Origin of the sequence: Streptomyces sp. MST-110588, assembly GCF_022695595.1 — a bacterium.
Lineage (GTDB): Bacteria > Actinomycetota > Actinomycetes > Streptomycetales > Streptomycetaceae > Streptomyces.
This window is the reverse complement of sequence record NZ_CP074380.1, coordinates 4,294,201-4,312,293: the sequence shown is the minus strand read 5'-3', so window position 1 is coordinate 4,312,293 and position 18,093 is coordinate 4,294,201. Positions and strand designations below refer to the sequence as shown.

Sequence of the window (18,093 nt, the reverse complement as noted above, 5' to 3'; positions counted from 1 at the left end):
GCCGCATCCCCTGATCTCCCCCGGCCGTCCGGCCGGAGGGTTCCTCCGTACGCGTCCAAGGAGGTGAATCATGACCGAGCAGCTCAAGAAGAGGCTGGCCCGCGCACAGAACGTCACTCCGCCGAAGGCCGCAGCCCCCTCTCGGGACCAGCGCCTGTGGCCCCCGTGGTTCGTCCACAAGCCCTGATGACATCTGATGCCACAGGGACCGCGCCGTGAGCGCGGAGTCCACCGGGTGTGCCGGCCCGTCCCAGCGGCGGACCGGCACACCCGTACGACGTATGCACCCGCCCCACGACGCATGACGTTCAACCTACGGCGTTCAACGTACGGCGTACGACATCCAGAAGGTGACCCATGCGAGAGGTACCGGTGCCGGAAGCGCCCGTACGAGAGGTGCCGGTCCTGGTGGTGGGCGGCTCCCTCACCGGACTGTCCGCCGCGCTCTTCCTCGGCATGCACGGCGTGCCCGCCCTGGTCGTCGAACGCCGCCCGGACGTCCTGGCCCACCCGCGGCTGCGCGGCATGCTGCCCCGCGCCATGGAACTGTTCCGGCAGGCCGGCGCCGAACAGGCGATCCGGGCCGTCTGCCCCGAGGGCCCCGACGCGGACGCCCTGGTCTCCATCGCCGCGCGCACCCTCTCCGACGAGCACGAACTGCTCACCGAAGCCCGCGACAACGGCGCAAACGCAGGCACGGCCGAAGGTGCAAGCACGGATGACGGCGCCGGTGAAGCCCTGGCCAACCACGCCCAAGCCCCCGCCCCCACCCCCACTCCCGACGAAGACCTCTCCGCCCTCGTCTCCCCCTGCGCCTTCGCCCCCGTCGCCCAGAACGACCTGGAGGCCGTACTCCTGGAACACGCCGCGAAGGCCGGTGCGGAGATCCGTTTCGGCACCCGGCTGACCGGCTTCGAACAGGACCCGGACGGCGTGACCGTACGGCTGCGCGGCCCGGACGGTGCGCCGGAGACTGTACGCGCCCGCTACCTGATCGCCGCGGACGGCGCGTCCAGCACCGTACGGAAGTCCCTGGGCATCGGCTCGGCCGGCCCCGGCACCCTCTTCCACATGGCCACCATGAACGTACGCGCCGACTTCTCCGAGGCACTGCGCGGCCGGCCGGTCGGCATGGCCTACCTCACCGAGCCGGGCCCCGGCACCACCCTCGGCCCGCTGGACGGCACCGGCCTGCACTGGTTCTTCGGCACGTCCCGGCCACCGGAGGAAGACGGCAGAGGCGGCGGCCAGGGCGACGGCAAGGGCAGCGTCGAAGGGACCGGCACGAACGCCACATCCCCCGGCCCGGAGGACCCCGTCTCCTGGGTCCGAGCGGCCACCGGACTCCCCACCCTCGACGTCGAACTGATCGACCAGATCCCCGGCTCCGGCCGCAAAGTCTTCACCTTCCCGGTCGGCGCACGGGTGGCCGAACGGTACGCCGTGGGCCGGGTGTTCCTCGCCGGGGACGCCGCCCACCTGATGCCACCGACCGGCAGCCTCGGCGGGCTGACCTGCGTGGAGGACGCGCACAACCTGGCGTGGAAGCTCGCTCTCGTACTGCGTGGCGACGCCGGGCCCGGCCTGCTGGACACCTACGAGACCGAACGGCGGCCGGTCGCCGACCGCAACATGCGCCAGGCCGTGGCGCGCGGGCGCACCCGCTGGCGCTTCCCCGGCTACGAGAACGAGGAGCTGCTGGACTTCTACGCCGTCACCTACGGCACCCGCTACCGCTCCCGCGCGGTACCCGGCGCCCCGTACGACGACGCCGGCACGGCCCCGCCCCTCCGGCTCGCCGAACTGACCGGCGTCCCCGGCAGCCGCGCCCCCCACGTCTTCGTCTCCCAGAACGACGAGGCCCCCCTGTCCACCCTCGACCTCTACGGCCGGGACCTGGTCCTCCTCGTAGGACCGGACGGCGACCCATGGGCCGCGGCAGCCGAACGCGCCGCCCGCCTCCTGTCCGTCCCCGTCGAGGTCTACCACCTCGACATGGACCTCGCCGCCCCGCACGGCCTCGGCCCGCGCGGCGCCCTGCTGATCCGCCCGGACGGCTACTGCGCCTGGCGCTCCCAGTCCCCGCAAGACCACCCCGGTACGCCCCCGGACACCGTCCTGGAACACACCCTCCGCACCCTCCTCCACCGCTGACCTCGCAGCCCCCCGTTGAACCGCCTCACGCTGAACCACCCCACGCTGAACCACCCCACCCCACCCCCCACCACAAATCAGTGGCCATACCCCCCGCTCTCCCCCACCCTTGTGCCCCATGAACACCCCGTACGCCACCCACCCGGACCCGGCCCCCGACTCCCCGCCCCCGCCCGAACCCCGCCGCCGCATCCGGGCCTCGTACACGGACACCACGGTCACCGTCTACCAGGCGTACTCCCCCTCCCTCGGCCTCCCCGCGGCCCGCGACGGACGCTTCCCCGCCGCGTGGAAGAGGGACCGCATGACATGGATAAAACCGTCATTCCTGTGGATGATGTACCGCTGCGGCTGGGGCACCAAGCCCGACCAGGAATGCGTTCTGGCCATCGAGATCGACCGGCACGGCTTCGACTGGGCCCTGTCGAACGCCTGCCTCTCCCACTACGACTCCGACGTGTACGCCGACAAAGCCGACTGGAAGCGCCACCTGCGCGCCACACCCGCCCGCCTCCAGTGGGACCCCGAACGCGACCTCCACCTGCGTCCCCTCCCCCACCGCTCCCTCCAACTCGGCCTGACCGGCGAGGCATCCCGCCGCTACGCCGACGAATGGACCCGCTCCATCAAGGACGTCACCCCTCTGGCCCACGAAATCCACACCCTCATCCAGCAGGGCGAAACCACCGCGGCCTCCCACCTCCTCCCCCCAGAACGCCCCTACCCCGCCCCCGCCAAAACCCCACACCTCTCCCCCGAAAGCCCTCCGTCCCCCCGATAAGGCGAGAGAGCACCGCACCGGCGCAACCGCGACAGGGGCTTGGCGTCGGGAACGATCAGTGCGTCGGCGGGAGGGCTGCGACGTGCGGCGTACGGGGGATCGGGCGAACGGCGCGGGTGGGGTGCGCGTCATGGCCGTCCGGCCGGTCAATTGGGGGCTGTTCACGGCCAATTGACGTTTCCTTCATGTGTCCCCTCCTGCCCAGGGAGCACATCCGACGCCACAGTCGGGTCGGCTCACCGAGGACTCGTCCGACTCAGGGAGAGGGGCACCCATGCCCGACATGACCCGGCGCAGACTCATCGGCTCGGCGGCGGGCGCGGTCGGTGGCGGCGCGGCACTGTCGTTGCTGCCGCCCAGCGTCCAGAAGGCGGTCGCCGCCGGCCCGGTACGTGGTGGATCGCTGCGGGACATCAAGCACGTCGTCATGCTGATGCAGGAGAATCGTTCCTTCGACCACTACTTCGGCACTCTGCGCGGCGTACGCGGCTTCGCCGACCCCGACGCCCTCAAGCTTCCCAACGGGCGCACGGTCTTCTACCAGCCGGACGCCGAGAACCCCAGGGGCTATCTGCTGCCCTTCCGGCTGAACACGCACAAGACCAGCGCCCAGGCCATCCCCTCCACCAGCCACGCCTGGTCCGTCCAGCACGAGGCGTGGAACGGCGGCAGAATGGACCGCTGGCTGCCGGCCCACCGCAAGGCCGACGGGGTCAACGGGCCGTACGTGATGGGCTACCACACGCGGGAGGACATCCCCTTCCAGTACGCCCTGGCCGACGCCTTCACCATCTGCGACAACTACTTCTGCTCGGTCTTCGGCCCGACCTGGCCCAACCGGCTGTACTGGATGACCGGCACGATCGACCCCGGCGGTACCCGCGGCGGCCCGGTGCTGAACAACACCGCGCCCACGCCGTACCGCTGGACGACGTACGCCGAGCGCCTCCAGGCCGCCGGCATCAGTTGGAAGGTCTACCAGCAGGACGACGACTACGGCTGCAACATGCTGGAACAGTTCCAGCGGTTCCGGGACGCCAAGCCCGGCGACCCTCTGTACGAGCGCGGGGTGCGCCCGCAGCCCGAGGGCACCTTCGAGGACGACGCGCGGGCCGACCGCCTCCCCGCCGTCTCATGGATCATTCCCACCAGCTACCAGTCGGAGCACCCGGACTACCTCCCGGCCGCGGGCGCCGACTACGTGGCGAAGAAGATCGAGGCCATCGCCGACAACCCGAAGGTGTGGCGCAAGACCGCCTTCATCCTCAATTACGACGAGAACGACGGGCTGTTCGACCATGTGCCGCCGCCGGTGCCGCCCTCAGGGACGAAGGACGAGTTCGTACGGGGCCTGCCGATCGGCGCCGGCTACCGCGTGCCGTGCCTGATCGTCTCGCCCTGGACGGTGGGCGGCTGGGGCGCCGGCGACGCCTTCGACCACACCTCCGTCCTGCGGTTCCTGGAGCGCTGGACGGGGATCGCCGAGCCCAACATCAGCGCCTGGCGGCGCGCCACGTTCGGCGATCTGACCTCCGCCTTCGGCTTCGGCAGCCCGGCCTCCCGGCCGCCGCGGCTGCCCGAGGACACCGAGGAGCAGTTGGAGGAGGCCGAGTGGGAGGTCGAGCACCTGCCCCGGCCGACGCTGCCGGGCGCGGCCCAGCGGCCACCGCGCCAGGAACCCGGCAGTCGCCCGCGCCGCTGAGCGGCGTGTCGCGCCGGGCGCCCCGTCGTGGGCCCGCAGCGGCCGTGGGCCCGCTGTGGCCCGCCGGGCGGCCTACAGGCCCGAGTAGGTGTGCAGGCCGGAGAAGAAGTAGTTGACGATGTAGTAGTTGAAGACGTACGTGAGGAAGGCGAACAGGCCCAGGTAGGCGGCCTTGCGGCCCTTCCAGCCGGCGGTGGCGCGGGCGTGCAGGTAGGCGGCGTAGGCGACCCAGGTGACGAAGGACCAGACCTCCTTGGAGTCCCAGCCCCAGTAGCGCCCCCACGCCTCGCCGGCCCAGATGGCGCCCGCGATGATCGTGAAGGTCCACAGCGGGAAGACGGTGGCGTTGATCCGGTACGCGAACTTGTCCAGGCTGGCCGCCGCGGGCAGCCGCTCCAGGACGGAGGTGGCGAAGGCGCCGGGCTGCTTGCCGGCGGGGTCGGCGAGCTTGGACTCGTACCGGTCCCGGAAGAGGTAGAGCAGGGTGGCGACCGCACCGAGGTAGAGCACCGCGCCGGAGATGATCGCGCAGCTCACGTGGATCCACAGCCAGTACGACTGGAGGGCCGGGACGAGCTGGGAGCTGGCGGTGTAGAGCCAGGTGACGGCCACACCCAGGTCGAGCAGAACCGTGGTGACCAGGAGGAGGCCGATCCAGCGGATGTTCTTGCGCAGTACGAGCAGGACCAGGTACGCCGTGACGGCGACGGCCCCGAAGGTGGTGGAGAACTCGTACATGTTGCCCCAGGGGGCCCGCTGTACGGACAGCGCCCGCGCGACCACCGCGCCGACGTGCAGCGCCCAGGCCAGCACGGTCAGCGAGATGGCGATACGGCCGTAGAGGTCGCCCTTCTCCGTACCGCCCGCCGCGCCCGGCCCGTCCGGGACGTCCCGGCCGCCGTTGGTGACCCGGGTGACGACCTGGGGGCGCTCCAGCACGGCGGTGCCGCCGCCCTTCTTGGTGGCGGTGACCGTGACGGCGGCGGGCGCCTTGGCGGTCAGCGCCGCAGCGGTGCGGCCCACCTTGCTGCGGCTGCCGAACGCCCATTCCGCCAGGTGCGCGAGGAAGGCGAGGGTGTAGACCGCCATCGCCGAATAGATCAGCAGATTGCTGATACTGGCCAGTTTCTCGTTGGCTTCGGCAGCGATGTTCACGCGTGCGCTCCTTCGGACGGGTCGGCAGAACCGGCAGGGCCGGTGGGATCAGCGGGGTCGGCAGGGTCGGCAGGCTCCGCGGAGGCGTCGGGGTCGTTGGAGTCGTCGGGCGAAGAAGATGCCGACGACGCGGGGTGGGCGGCCTCTTCGGTGGTGACGGGGGCGGCGTCGGACAGGGCGCCGGCGAGGGCGGCCAGCTCCTCCGGGAGCCGGGCGGTCTCGCTGCGGCCGAGCCCGGCCAGTTCGACGACGGTCACCCCGTCGGCGCCCTTCTCGGCCCGTACCCACACCCGCCGCCGCTGTATGAACAGCGAGGCGGCCAGTCCCAGCAGCGCCGCGACGGCACCGGCCAGCGCCGCGCCGTTGCCCGGCTGGTGGGAGATCTTGAAGCTGGCCCACTCCTTCAGGCCGCTGAACTCGATGCTGCCGTCACCGTTGGGCAGTTGCAGGGACTCGCCGCGCAGCAGGCTCTTCTTGAGCGGCTGGTCCTTCTGCTTGGGGTCCTTGTACTGCTCAAGACGCTTGGTGTCGAGCTGGTAGACGTTCTGCGGCAGCCCCGAGCCCAGGTTCAGGTCGCCGTGGTAGGCCGTCACGTTCAGCACCGGGAAGTCCGCCGCCGGGAACTGGGAGAACATCGTGCCCTTGCCCTTGCCGGCGTAGGTCGGCACGAAGAAGCCCTGGATGCCGAGCTGGTTGCGCCTGCCGTTCTTGTCCTTGGCCCCCGGCACCTTGACGACGCCGGAGGAGGAGACGTTGGGCCCCGTGGGCAGGAAGGGCACCGCGCCGTCGTAGACGACCTTGCCGCGCCCGTCCTTGACCTTGATGATCGGCGAGTAGCCGTGCTGGTCGAGGTAGACCTTGGTGCCCATGACCTCCAGCGGCTTGTTCACCTCGATCGCGGCCTTGCGGTCCGCGCCCTGCGCGCCTTCCCGGTACGTGACATCGGCGCGGTACGTGCGCGGGGTGCCCTTCTGGGGGCCGGAACGCTCGTACGTGCCGGTGAACCGGTCCAGCGTGAAGCTGAAGGGCGCCAGGTCATCGGTGTCGAACAGGGCACCGGACTTGTAGTCGTCGTACTGGGTGAGGCTGTTGGAGAAGCCGTCGCCCTCGGTGATCAGCTTGCCGCCCTCGGACTTCCACAGGCTGCCGGAGGCGAAGGCGACCAACATCACGATCAGCGCGATGTGGAAGAGCAGGTTGCCGGCCTCGCGCAGATACCCCTTCTCGGAGGCGACGGCGGTGCCGGTGAGCTGCGTACGGAAACGGCGCTGCTTGAGCACCCGCCGCGCGGCCTCCACCACCTGCTCGGGCTCGGCGTCCGTACGCCAGGTCGCGTACGCGGGCATACGGTTCAGCCGGCGCGGGGCGGCCGGCGGACGGCCGCGGAGCTGCCCGACGAACTGCCAGGTGCGCGGGACGATGCAGCCGATGAGCGAGATGAACAGCAGGATGTAGATCGCCGAGAACCACACCGAGCTGTAGACGTGGAAGAGTCCGAGCTTGTCGTAGAGCGGGCCGAGCGTGGAGTGGGCGGCCTTGAACTCGTCCACCTTGACCGGGTCGATGGAGACCTGCGGGACCAGCGAGCCGGGGATCGCGCCGATCGAGAGCAGGAACAGCAGGATCAGCGCGACCCGCATCGAGGTGAGCTGACGCCAGAACCACCGGGCCCAGCCGACCGGCCCGAGCGCCGGGAGGGAGATCTCCTCCTTGGGCGCGGTGGTCAGCCCTTCTTCGCCCGCCCGCTGCGCGGTGCGGTCCGGCTCACCGGCCGGGCCGGCGGCGGGGTCGGTGTCGCGGTGGGCGTCGGTCTTGGACATCAATCAGATCCCGATGTAGAAGCTGCTGGCCCAGTTCCGCAGGCCGGACATCATGTCGGTCCACACGCCGGTGAGGAGCAGGACGCCGAGCGTGACCATCATGCCGCCGCCGATCCGCATCACCCACACATAGTGGCGCTTGACCCAGCCGAAAGCGCCCAGGGCCTTGCGGAACGCGATCGCGGCGATGATGAAGGGCAGGCCCAGGCCCAGGCAGTAGAAGGCGGTCAGCAGCGCGCCGCGGCCCGCGCTGGCCTCGAACGCCGCCATGGAATTGACGGCGGCGAGGGTGGGACCCATGCACGGCGTCCAGCCGACGCCGAAGAGCACACCGATCACCGGCGCGCCCACCAGGCCCATTGCCGGTTTCTTGTGGAACCGCAGCTCGCGCTGACCGAAGTTGCGCAGCACCCCCGCGAAGGCCAGGCCGAGCAGGATCATCAGGCCGCCCAGCACCTTGGAGATGACCTCCTGGTACTCCAGGAGATCGTTTCCGATGTAACCGAAGAGCGCGCCGCTGGAGACGAACACCGCCGTGAACCCCAGCACGAACAGCGAGGCGCCCGCCAGCATCCGGCCGCGCTTGGCCTCCGCCAGGTCCGTACCCGTCACGCCGGTGACGTAGGACATGTAGCCGGGGACCAGCGGCAGGACGCAGGGCGAGAAGAAGGAGACCAGCCCGGCGAAGAGGGCCACGGGTACGGCAACCAGCAGCGAGCCCGAGATGAGCGAGCCGGCCGGGGCGGCGAGCGGCAGGACGGCGGGCGGCGGTGCGGCGAGGGTGATCACGGGATCACTTCTCGGCCATCAGCGGGGTGACCATCTTGCGCAACTGGTCCTCGGTGAGCGGACCGATCGAGCGCGCGGCGATCCTGCCCTGGCGGTCGACGGCGATGGTGGAGGGGATGGACTGGGGGTTGAGGCTGCCCTTGGGGAAGCGGAGCATCAGCTTGCCGGTCGGGTCGAACAGGCTCGGGTACGGCACGCCGTGCTCGTCCTCGAAGTTGGTGGCCTGCGACTTCTCGCTGTCGCGGGTGTTGATCCCGACGAACTGGACGCCCTTGGACGCGGTCTCCTTGGCGACCTTGGTGAAGTTGCCGGCTTCGGCGATGCAGGGCCCGCACCACGATCCCCAGACGTTGAGGATGACGACCTTGCCCTTGTAGTCGGCGAGTTTGAGCTGCTTGCCGCGGGTGGTTTCGCCGGAGATGTCCGGAGCCGGCTTGCGGTCGGCCTCGGCGACCGTGGCGATGCCGTTCTCGCCCTGGACGAACTTGGTCTGCGTGGAGCCGCCGGAGGTGCCGTTGCCGCAGGCGCTCAGGCTCAGCGCGGTGAGCGCGGCCCCTACGGCGAGCAGGGTCGTGCGGCGGCGGCCGGGGAGGCGGCGGGGGGCGCGGCAGGCACTCATGTGAAAAGTTTCGCATGGGCCTTTTGTGGATCTTCCGCACCCCCCTTGGCGCGCCGGGGTCCGAACACCGGAGGCCGGATGACGCGCCGGGGCCGGCCTCCGGAGACCGTACGCCTGAGCCCGGAGGCCGTACGCCTGCGATCAGGCGCCGGAGGTCAGGCGCCCGAGGTCAGGGCCTTCCAGCCGCCCGCGGGCTTCTGGCCCACGCCCAGGCTCTGGAACTTGGCCAGCACCTTCGGGTCCTGCACGTCCAGCCAGTCCGCGAACTGCCGGAAGGACACCAGCCGCACGTCCTTCTTGTACTTCTCGTCGGCGATGTGCTTGAGCGCTTCCGCCACGGCGTCCATGTAGATGCCGCCGTTCCACTCCTCGAAGTGGTTGCCGATGAAGAAGGGGGCCCGGTTGGTCTCGTACGCCCGCTTGAAGCCGGCGATGTAGGACTCGGTGGCCTGCTTGCGCCAGCCGGGGTAGTTGGCCGGCGGGCCCTTGGTGGTGTTCTTCGACTGGTTGGCCAGGATGTTGTAGTCCATGGAAAGGACTTCGAACTTGTGTCCGGGGAAGGGCATCGCCTGGAGCGGGAAGTCCCAGATGCCCATCTTCTTCTTCGGCCACATCTGGCGACCGCCCGGCGAGCTGGCGTCGTACCGCCAGCCCAGTTTCTTCGCGGTCGGCAGCAGGTTGTCCTGGCCCAGGAGGCACGGCGTACGGGCCCCCACCAGCTCCTTGCGGTAGTCGAACGGCAGCGGCTCGACATCGGTGAAGCCGGTGTTCGTACGCCACTTCGTGACGAAGTCCATGGCCTGGTCGATCTCGGAACGCCACTGGGCGGGGGTCCAGTGCTTGACCGAGGTGGGCCCGGTGCCGCAGAAGTGGCCGTTGAAGTGGGTGCCGATCTCGTGGCCCTCCAGCCACGCCTCGCGCACGTTCTTCAGGGTGGCCTTGATGTGGTCGTCGCCGAGGTAGCCGATGGCGGAGGCGCCGACCTTGTTGTTCGGCGGGCGGTACAGGTGCTTCTTGGACTCCGGCAGGCAGTACAGGCCGGAGAGGAAGAAGGTCATCGCCGCGCCGTGGTCCTGGGCGAGCTTGCGGAAGCGGGGGAAGAGCCCGTTGCCGACCTCGCCCGCGCCGTCCCACGAGAAGATCACGAACTGCGGCGGGGCCTGCCCCGGCTCCAGCGGTTCCGGCTTCTTCGGCTGGTGCGGCTGCGGGCCGTAGTCCGCGGTCGAGCCGTCACCGATCGGCTTGGCCTTCGCCTGGACGGTGTCCTTGCCCTTGGCCTTGTCGGGGCCGGAACCGGAACCGGAGGAGCAGCTCGCGACGCCCAGCGCCGCGGCTGCACCAACTCCCATGCCCAGCAGGTTCCGCCGACTGATCGCGCGCATACCGTCCCCATCCGTGCTCGCTTAACCCAAAGTCCATATAAACGGACAACAGGTAAGAGGGCAGCTCGAAGACGGAGGTTCCGGATTAATCGCACAAGTTTCTTATTTTACTTTTCATTGACGTCACACGAAGCACAGACGCCTCAGGAATGGCTTCGGGTTCCACCGTACGGCAGACATCGGCCATGAAGTCGTGAGTGAGTGATGCTGCGCGTTACGGACTTCGTACGCGGTTGTCAGGCCCCGTACGCCTTGGCCTTGCCCTTCGCCGGCTTGGCGCCCGCCAGCAGATGCGCCGGCACCAGGTCCCGCGCGGGCTCGCTGTAACCCACCGAGATGATCTTGTCGCCGTGGAAGGTGAAGGAAGTCAGCGAGGCGAGGGTGCACTGCCGCTTGCGCGGGTCGTGCCACAGCCGGCGCCGCTCGGCGAAGCTGCGGACGATCCAGATCGGGAGCTGGTGGCTGACCGCCACCGCCTCGTGCCCGCGAGCCGCGTCGCGCGCCGCGCCGAGGGCCGCCATCATCCGTACGACCTGCTCGATGTACGGCTCGCCCCAGGACGGCTGGAAGGGGTTGGTCAGGTACTTCCAGTTGGCCGGCTTCTTCAGCGCGCCGTCACCGACCCCGAAGGTCTTGCCCTCGAAGACGTTCGCCGCCTCGATCAGCCGATCGTCGGTGGCCAGTGTGAGCCCGTGGGACGTGGCGATGGGCGTCGCCGTTTCCTGGGCGCGCTCCAGCGGAGAGGCCACGACATGGGTGATGTCCCGCCCGGCGAGGTGCTCGGCGACCCGGTCGGCCATCTTCCGGCCCAGGTCGGAGAGGTGGTAGCCGGGGCGGCGGCCGTACAGCACGCCGTCGGGGTTGTGCACCTCGCCGTGCCGCATCAGGTGTACGACGGTGAAGTCTTCGCTGCTCATGTCACCCATCATTCATGCCACCCGACCCACTCGACTCACCCGGCCCCCTCTGCTCATACGCCCCGCAGGCCCTGTACGCCTCGCAGGTCCTATACGCCCCGCAGGCCCTGTACGCCCCGAAAGGCCCGCACATCCCGCAAGTACCGCACGCCCCGCAGAGCACAGCGGCCCCGCTCCGTGCCGCCGATCGCGTACGACGGACCCGGCCGCCCGCACCGGGCGCCGAACCCGTCGTACGCGCCGGGCCGTCGTACGCGCCGTACTCACCCCGATGCCCGCGCGCTCACTCCGACGCCTGCGCGGCGGCCTCGGCCGCGGCCGGCAGCGCCGCGGCGATCCGCTCCAGCGCCCGCGCGTCATGGGCGGTGGAGACGAACCACGACTCGAAGGCGGACGGCGGGAGGTAGACCCCCTGCGCGAGCATCGAGTGGAAGAAGGCGGTGAACCGGTACGCCTCCTGGGCCTTGGCCGTGTCGTAGTCGGTCACCTCCCGGTCCGTGAAGAAGACCGAGAACATGTTGCCCGCGACCTGGAGCCGGTGCGCCACGCCCGCCTTGGTCAGCGCGTCGGTGACCAGCGCGGACACCTCGGCGGAGACCGCGTCGACCTTCTCGTACGCGGCGTCGTCCAGCAGGCGCAGTTGCGCGAGGCCGGCGGCGGTGGCGACCGGGTTCCCCGAGAGGGTGCCCGCCTGATAGACCGGGCCGGCCGGGGCGAGGTGCGCCATGACGTCGGCGCGCCCGCCGAAGGCCGCGGCCGGGAAGCCGCCGCCCATCACCTTCCCGAACGTCATCAGGTCCGGGCGTACGCCGTCGAGCCCGTACCAGCCGGCCTTGCTGACCCGGAAGCCGGTCATGACCTCGTCGGAGATGTAGAGCGCGCCGTTTTGCGCGCACACCTCCTTCAGCCCCTGGTTGAAGCCCGGCAGCGGCGGCACCACGCCCATGTTCCCCGGCGACGCCTCGGTGATGACACAGGCGATCTGGCCGGGGTTCGCGGCGAAGGCGGCCCGTACGGCCTCGATGTCGTTGTACGGGAGGACGATGGTGTCGCCGGCCTGCGCGCCGGTCACGCCGGGGGTGTCCGGCAGCCCGAAGGTCGCCACGCCCGAGCCGGCCGCGGCCAGCAGGGCGTCGACGTGGCCGTGGTAGCAGCCGGCGAACTTCACGACCTTGGAGCGGCCGGTGAAGCCGCGGGCGAGGCGGATGGCCGACATGGTGGCCTCGGTGCCGGAGGAGACCAGCCGCACCTGCTCGACCGGCTCCACGCGCGCCACGATCTCCTCGGCGAGCGCCACCTCGCCCTCACCGGGCGTGCCGAAGGAGGTGCCGCGGGCGACCGCCGCCTGCACGGCCTCGATGACCGCCGGGTGCGAGTGACCCAGGATCATCGGCCCCCACGAGCACACGAGGTCGACGTACTCACGGCCGTCGGCGTCGGTGAGGTACGGGCCGCTGCCGGAGACCATGAACCGGGGCGTACCGCCCACGGCACGGAACGCGCGTACGGGAGAGTTCACGCCACCGGGCGTCACCACGGACGCCCGGTCGAAGAGCGCCTGCGAAACTGGGGCTTCATACGGAAAAGACACGACGATCCTGACCTGCGGAAACGTGGAAACGGGCGGCGGTGCGTCCGCTCCGTGGCTGACAACGGCGCGGGGCCCTCCTGCCGGGCCCCCGGCCGGCCCCTTTCAGGGCCGCTCTCTCCTCCCGGTTCCCTCCTCCCGGCTCTGTCCTCCTGGCGCCTGACGGCACCTCGCGGTTCCTCGCGGCTTCCGGCGACCGTTCCGCCGGCAGCTTCTTACGTTCTTACGGCTTCTTCTGTTTGTCGCTGCTTGTTGCTGCTTGTTGCTGCTTGTTGCTGCTTCTCGCGGGTTTTCCCGACTCCTCTTGATTCCCCTCGCTCCGGACCGGGCCAGTGCCCTCATCCGTCTGCGAAACTGGGACATCGTACGGGTATGCCACGCAAGCAATGGTCTCAGAGGCGCACGAGGGCGCGCGGCCGGGCGTTTCGCGCGCCGGTGACGGGGGAGTCTCTGAGACGATGATCGGGTTGCGCGGCTGGGGCTGCGAGTGGTCGGGTGGAGATATGCATCGCGGTGGCGAAGTGGGCGAGGGGACCGATGACCGGGGTCCCGAGCGCGCCCAGCGGGGCCGTCACCGTCGCGACGAGGCCCGCGACAAGATCAGAGGCGGGGAGCACAGGGGCGGCCGTATGGGGGTGACATACAAATACTTCGGCGCGCCGAACGGTGCGACGGCGGCCCGTGTCCCGATCTCGATGCGCCCCGAGGAGCTGGGCGGCGACGAGCTGGGCATGGGCGGCATGTTCACGAAGATCAAGCCGGAGACGATGGCCGCGATGGTCCTCACCGGCATAGAAGGCATACCCCTCCATAAGGTGCCCCCGCTCGAACTGGTCGTCCTCCACCCCGACTACGCCGTCGTCAAGCTCCCCATGACGGTCGTCGACCCGCTGCGCGACGTCGGCGAGGAGTCGGTCGGCGCCGCCGCCTTCATCTGGTCCACCGTCCCCGACCGCGGCGGCCCCCGGGACGCCTACACCGTCTACCAGCTCCTGCACGAGTGGCAGGACTTCTCCCACCGCCTGCACGAGGCCGGCCACCAGGCGTACTGCCTGGTGTGGCCCTGAGCGCGCCGATCACACCGGCCGCGCCGACCGTGCCGGCTGCTCTGATCGGGCCGGCCGTGCCGCCGTGCTGATCGGGCCGCCGTGCTGATCGGGCCGACCGCGTCAGGGCCGGCCGGGACCCGGTACGTGGCCGATCAGCGGCGCGTCACCACGTAGGGCGGGCGGAGATGCCGCCGTCCACGGTGAGGTTGTGACCGGTGATCCAGGTGGCCATGGACGAGGCGAGGAAGACGCAGGCGTCACCGATCTCCTCGGGTCGGCCCAGCCGGCCGGTGGGTGCCGCGCGCGTCCAGCGACGTACGCCGTCGGGCCAGTCCTCCTCCAGGCCGTCGCGGGCGATCAGACCGGGTGAGACCGCGTTGACCCGGATGCCGTACGGGCCGTACTCCAGGGCCGCCGAGCGGGCGTGCATCACGACGGCCGCTTTGGACGCGCAGTAGTGGGCGTGCGCGGCGGCGGGCCGGTCGGCCTCGATCGAGGCGATATGGGTGATCGTGCCGCCGCCACCGCCCGTACGCATCACGGCTGCGGCGGCCTGGGTGCAGGCGAAGGTGCTCAGCACGTTGACGTCCGCGACCGCGCGCCAGTCCGCCGCGCTCATGGACGCCAGGTCCTGTGTCGGCTGGACGCCCGCGTTGTTCACCAGTGCCGTCAGCCGGCCGCGCCAGTCTGCCGCCGCCCGCACCAGGTGGTGGCACTCCTCCTCGTCGGACAGGTCGGCCGCCAGGGCGAGTGCGCTGCCGCCCCGCTTCTCGATGTGCGCGACGAGTTCGCGGGCGGCGGTGGCGTTCGTACGGTAATGGGCCACGACGGCGGCGCCCGCGGCGGCGAAGCGCAGCGCGATCCCCCGGCCGATGGTGCCGCCCGCGCCGGTGACCAGGGCGACCTGCCCCGCAAGGGAGGGAAGGGAGGGTGGCCCCGGCTCGGGAGCGGGGTCCGAGGAGACTGGGTCCGGGGAAGCGGGGTCCGGGGAGACGGGGCCCGGGGAGACGGGATCCGGGGACGCGGGGGTCATGGGCGGGTCAGCGCGGCGATGCGCGCTGCCTCCTGGGGGTAGCGCGCCGTCAGCGCGGCGGCGTCCCCGTGTTCGTATCCGTCGAAGGTGAATCCGGGCGCCATGGTCGTACCGAAGAGCGTCCACGCGCCGCCGGGGGCCACCTCCGCGCCCATCCAGGTGCCCGCGGGCACCGTGAACTGGACGTGCTGGCCGCCCAGGACGTCCGGCCCCAGGACGACCGTACGGGAGGTGCCGTCCTCGGCCAGGAGGAGCAGGGTGAGCGGATCGCCGAGGTAGTGGTGCCAGACCTCGTCGGTGGGCAGCCGATGCAGGGCGGAGAAGTCGTCCGGCGCGTCGGTCAGCAGGACGATGATCGCGGTTCCTTCGGGGCGGCCGTCGGGGCGCTGCGGGCCCGTCCACGTACTGCGGAAACGGCCGCCTTCCGCGGGCAGCGGCTCCAGGCCGTAGAAGGCGGCCAGCGCCTCGGGATCGGGGGAAGTGCCGTCGTACCGGGAAGTGTCGTCGCGCATGCCCGTCCTTCCGTTGCTTCCGCTGCTTCCGTTCCTTCTGTCCGCACCCGCCTTCATTTGCCTCCGGACACATCGAACGTACCGCTGTCGGGACGTTCTCAGGGCTGTTATCTCAGGGCTGTTCCGCCGTCAGATAGCGCTGGACCGTGGGGGCGAGCCAGGCGATGACCTCCTCGCGGGTGAGTTCCGCGGCGGGCGGCAGCCGCAGCACGTACCGGCACAGCGCCATGCCCAGGACCTGGGAGGCGACGAGCGCCGCACGGGTGTCCACCTCCTGCGGCACGGGGCAGACGGTGGCGAGGACCGGCCGGAGCTGCTCCGCGAAGACCGACCGCATACGGTCCGCGCCCGCCTCGTTGGTGACGCCGACGCGCATCATCCCCGTCAGCCGCTCATCGATCTCCCAGCGTTCCAGGAAGTGGCGTACGAGGCGGGCGCCGACCTCCTCGCGCGGAACGCCGGTCAGGTCCGGCACCTGGATGTCGATCTCCGTGGCCGCCGCGAACAGGCCCTCCTTGTTGCCGTAGTAGCGCATGACCATGGACGGGTCGATGCCCGCGTCCTTGGCGATGGCACGGATCGTGGCGCGCTCGTAGCCGTCGGCGGCGAAGCGGTCGCGGGCGGCGGTCAGGATCGCCGCCCGGGTCGCGTCGGAACGGCGCGGCCGGCCGGGTACGGGGGCCGTGGGGCCGGAGGGGGAGGTGTCGACCATGCCAACGACTGTAGGCCAACACGTGTTGACACGCCAGCATGACGGTCCTACCGTTGCCAACAAGCGTTGACCAACGATTGTTGACCTACAAGTGTTGGCACAGGAGGCGGACATGCACCGCGAGCCCAGCACCATCCCCACCACCCCCACCATCCGGGAGAACACCGACGCCGACAGCGACGTGATCGTCGTGGGTGCGGGCCCCACCGGCCTGCTGCTCGCCGGGGACCTGGCCACCGCCGGCCTCCGCGTGACCCTGCTGGAGCGCCGCGCCCCCGGAATCAGCAACCTCACCCGCGCCCTGGTCGTCCACGCCCGCACCCTCGAACAGTTCGACGCGCGCGACCTGGCCGACGAGCTGGTCGCGGCCGGCAACCCGATCACCGGCCTCCAGCTCTTCAACGGCGCCCGGCTGGACCCCTCCCGGCTGCCGAGCCGCTTCCCGTTCGTCCTGGTCATCCCGCAGTACGAGGTCGAACGCCTGCTGGAGCGGCGGGCGCGGAAGGCCGGTGTCGTCTTCCGTTACGGCAGCGAGGTGACCGGACTGGAACAGGACGCGCACGGCATCGAGGTCCACGTACGGCACACCGGACGGGACACCGGAGGGAACGGACAGGGCGATGCGGGAGCCGGTGGGAACAGCGAGGCCGGCGGGGCCAGTGAGACCGGCGGAACCGACGGGGACACCGATGTCCGTACGAGTCACACCTACCGCGCGGCCTATCTCGTAGGCACCGACGGCGTCCACAGCACCGTCCGCAAGTCCCTCGGCCTGCCCTTCCCCGGCCGGCCCGTCATCCGCTCCGTCGTCCTGGCCGACGTACGGCTCGCCCAGGAGCCGGAGTCGCCGCTGACGGCCAACGCCACCCGGGACGCCTTCGCGCTCATCGGCTCCTTCGGCGACGGCTGGTACCGCGTCATCGGCCTGGACCGGCGCCGCAGGATCGCGGAGGACACGCCCGTAGACCTCGAAGAGGTACGGGAGTTCACCCGGCGCGCCCTGGGCACCGACTACGGCATGCACGACGCCCGCTGGACCTCGCGCTTCCACAGCGACGAGCGCCAGGTCCCGCGGTACCGCGTCGGACGGGCCTTCCTGGCCGGGGATGCCGCGCACGTCCACTCCCCGGCCGGCGGCCAGGGCATGAACACCGGCCTCCAGGACGCCGCCAACCTGAGCTGGAAGCTCGCCGCCGTACTGGGCGGCCGGGCGCCCGACAGCCTGCTGGACACGTATCACACGGAGCGTCACCCGGTGGGCCGCATGGTGCTGCGCAGCAGCGGCGCCCTCGTCCGGCTGGGGATCACGCGCTCCTGGACGATGCGGGCCACCCGCGCCTTGGTGGCTCCCCTGGTTGGCCGGCTGGGCCCGCTGGCGCGGCGTGCGGCGCTGTCGGTCTCCGGCGTCGGCATCGCGTACGAAGCCGGGCGCGGCGCCCACCCGCTGGCGGGGAAGCGCGCCCCGGACGTACGGCTGGCCGACGGGACCCGGCTGTACGAGGCGCTGCGCGACGGCGCGTTCGTCCTGATCACGCCCGCCGACGACGGGACGGCCGGGGGCAGGGGACCGCCGACGACGGGGCGACCGAGGGGCGGGGGACCGCCGACGACGGGCCGGGCGCGGACAGCAGCACCGCGGCGGCCGGGTCGTACGGGCCTCCTGGGCGAGCAGTCGGCGTACCGCACTCCTCGTACGGCCGGACGGTTACATCGCGTGGGCGACGGACGAGACCGACCCGGCCGCGCGCGCCGACGCGCTGCGCACGGCACTCGTCCACTGGACGGGCGGCGCCGGGTCCGAGGCGGGCGTCGGCTGAAGCGGACGGGTACGGGCCCGCTGCCTCGCTACCGGTCGAACAGCGCGAGGCGAGCCCGTCCCC

General features: G+C 70.9%; 14 protein-coding genes and 1 pseudogene. 5 read left to right on the top strand and 10 right to left on the bottom strand.

Translation table 11 applies throughout. The features are described 5' to 3' along the window. The first annotated feature begins 357 nt into the window (after positions 1-357). The 3 genes from KGS77_RS18940 (at position 358) to KGS77_RS18930 (ending at position 4,637) form a co-directional block, all read left to right on the top strand. The gene (locus tag KGS77_RS18940) at positions 358-2,154 is read left to right on the top strand and encodes an FAD-dependent oxidoreductase (RefSeq protein ID WP_242583481.1); all 1,797 of its coding nucleotides are present in this window, start codon (positions 358-360) and stop codon (positions 2,152-2,154) included. A gap of 118 nt (positions 2,155-2,272) precedes the next feature. Next, a complete protein-coding gene (locus KGS77_RS18935; protein ID WP_242583479.1) occupies positions 2,273-2,935 on the top strand; it encodes a DUF4291 domain-containing protein in 663 nt (220 codons plus the stop codon). A 274-nt stretch (positions 2,936-3,209) separates the two neighbouring features. Beyond that, entirely contained in the window at positions 3,210-4,637 is a 1,428-nt protein-coding gene (locus KGS77_RS18930) for an alkaline phosphatase family protein (RefSeq protein ID WP_242583477.1), read from the top strand. Between the two features lie 72 nt (positions 4,638-4,709). On the opposite strand, the gene ccsB is transcribed toward KGS77_RS18930, so the two are convergent. From ccsB to hemL, 7 genes are all read right to left on the bottom strand, one after another. Continuing rightward, positions 4,710-5,792, bottom strand: a complete 1,083-nt coding sequence (ccsB, locus tag KGS77_RS18925) for a c-type cytochrome biogenesis protein CcsB (protein ID WP_242583475.1) — start codon at positions 5,790-5,792, stop codon at positions 4,710-4,712. Beyond that, positions 5,789-7,612: a cytochrome c biogenesis protein ResB gene (locus KGS77_RS18920; RefSeq protein ID WP_242583465.1), complete on the bottom strand. Its 1,824-nt coding sequence runs from the start codon at positions 7,610-7,612 to the stop codon at positions 5,789-5,791. Before KGS77_RS18920 ends, ccsB begins: the two co-directional genes overlap by 4 nt. 3 nt (positions 7,613-7,615) lie before the next feature. Continuing rightward, the gene (locus KGS77_RS18915; protein ID WP_242583464.1) at positions 7,616-8,401 is read right to left on the bottom strand and encodes a cytochrome c biogenesis protein CcdA; all 786 of its coding nucleotides are present in this window, start codon (positions 8,399-8,401) and stop codon (positions 7,616-7,618) included. A gap of 4 nt (positions 8,402-8,405) precedes the next feature. After that, positions 8,406-9,020 (bottom strand): TlpA disulfide reductase family protein, encoded by a 615-nt coding sequence (locus KGS77_RS18910; RefSeq protein ID WP_242583462.1) that lies wholly within the window; start codon positions 9,018-9,020, stop codon positions 8,406-8,408. 155 nt (positions 9,021-9,175) lie between these two features. Then, on the bottom strand, positions 9,176-10,402 hold the full coding sequence (locus KGS77_RS18905) for a hypothetical protein (RefSeq protein WP_242583460.1): 1,227 nt from the start codon (positions 10,400-10,402) through the stop codon (positions 9,176-9,178). A 236-nt stretch (positions 10,403-10,638) separates the two neighbouring features. Then, positions 10,639-11,319 carry a histidine phosphatase family protein gene (locus KGS77_RS18900; protein WP_242583458.1) on the bottom strand — a complete coding sequence of 227 codons (681 nt, stop codon included), beginning with the start codon at positions 11,317-11,319 and terminating at the stop codon, positions 10,639-10,641. 283 nt (positions 11,320-11,602) lie between these two features. Next, entirely contained in the window at positions 11,603-12,910 is a 1,308-nt protein-coding gene (hemL, locus tag KGS77_RS18895; protein WP_242583455.1) for a glutamate-1-semialdehyde 2,1-aminomutase, read from the bottom strand. A 500-nt stretch (positions 12,911-13,410) separates the two neighbouring features. On the opposite strand from hemL, the gene KGS77_RS18890 reads away from it, so the two are divergent. Next, positions 13,411-13,974: a hypothetical protein gene (locus KGS77_RS18890; protein WP_242587555.1), complete on the top strand. Its 564-nt coding sequence runs from the start codon at positions 13,411-13,413 to the stop codon at positions 13,972-13,974. Positions 13,975-14,119: 145 nt separating this feature from the next. Here KGS77_RS18890 and KGS77_RS18885 read toward each other — a convergent pair whose 3' ends face one another. From KGS77_RS18885 to KGS77_RS18875, 3 genes are all read right to left on the bottom strand, one after another. Beyond that, positions 14,120-14,989 carry an SDR family oxidoreductase gene (locus KGS77_RS18885; protein WP_242583453.1) on the bottom strand — a complete coding sequence of 290 codons (870 nt, stop codon included), beginning with the start codon at positions 14,987-14,989 and terminating at the stop codon, positions 14,120-14,122. Next, entirely contained in the window at positions 14,986-15,501 is a 516-nt protein-coding gene (locus KGS77_RS18880) for a cupin domain-containing protein (protein WP_242583451.1), read from the bottom strand. The genes KGS77_RS18885 and KGS77_RS18880 overlap by 4 nt, the downstream gene beginning before the upstream one ends. Before the next feature lie 112 nt (positions 15,502-15,613). Next, entirely contained in the window at positions 15,614-16,213 is a 600-nt protein-coding gene (locus KGS77_RS18875) for a TetR family transcriptional regulator (RefSeq protein WP_242583449.1), read from the bottom strand. 80 nt (positions 16,214-16,293) lie between these two features. Here KGS77_RS18875 and KGS77_RS18870 point away from each other — a divergent pair. Further along, a pseudogene (locus KGS77_RS18870) lies at positions 16,294-18,030 on the top strand (FAD-dependent monooxygenase). The last annotated feature ends 63 nt before the right edge of the window (positions 18,031-18,093 follow it).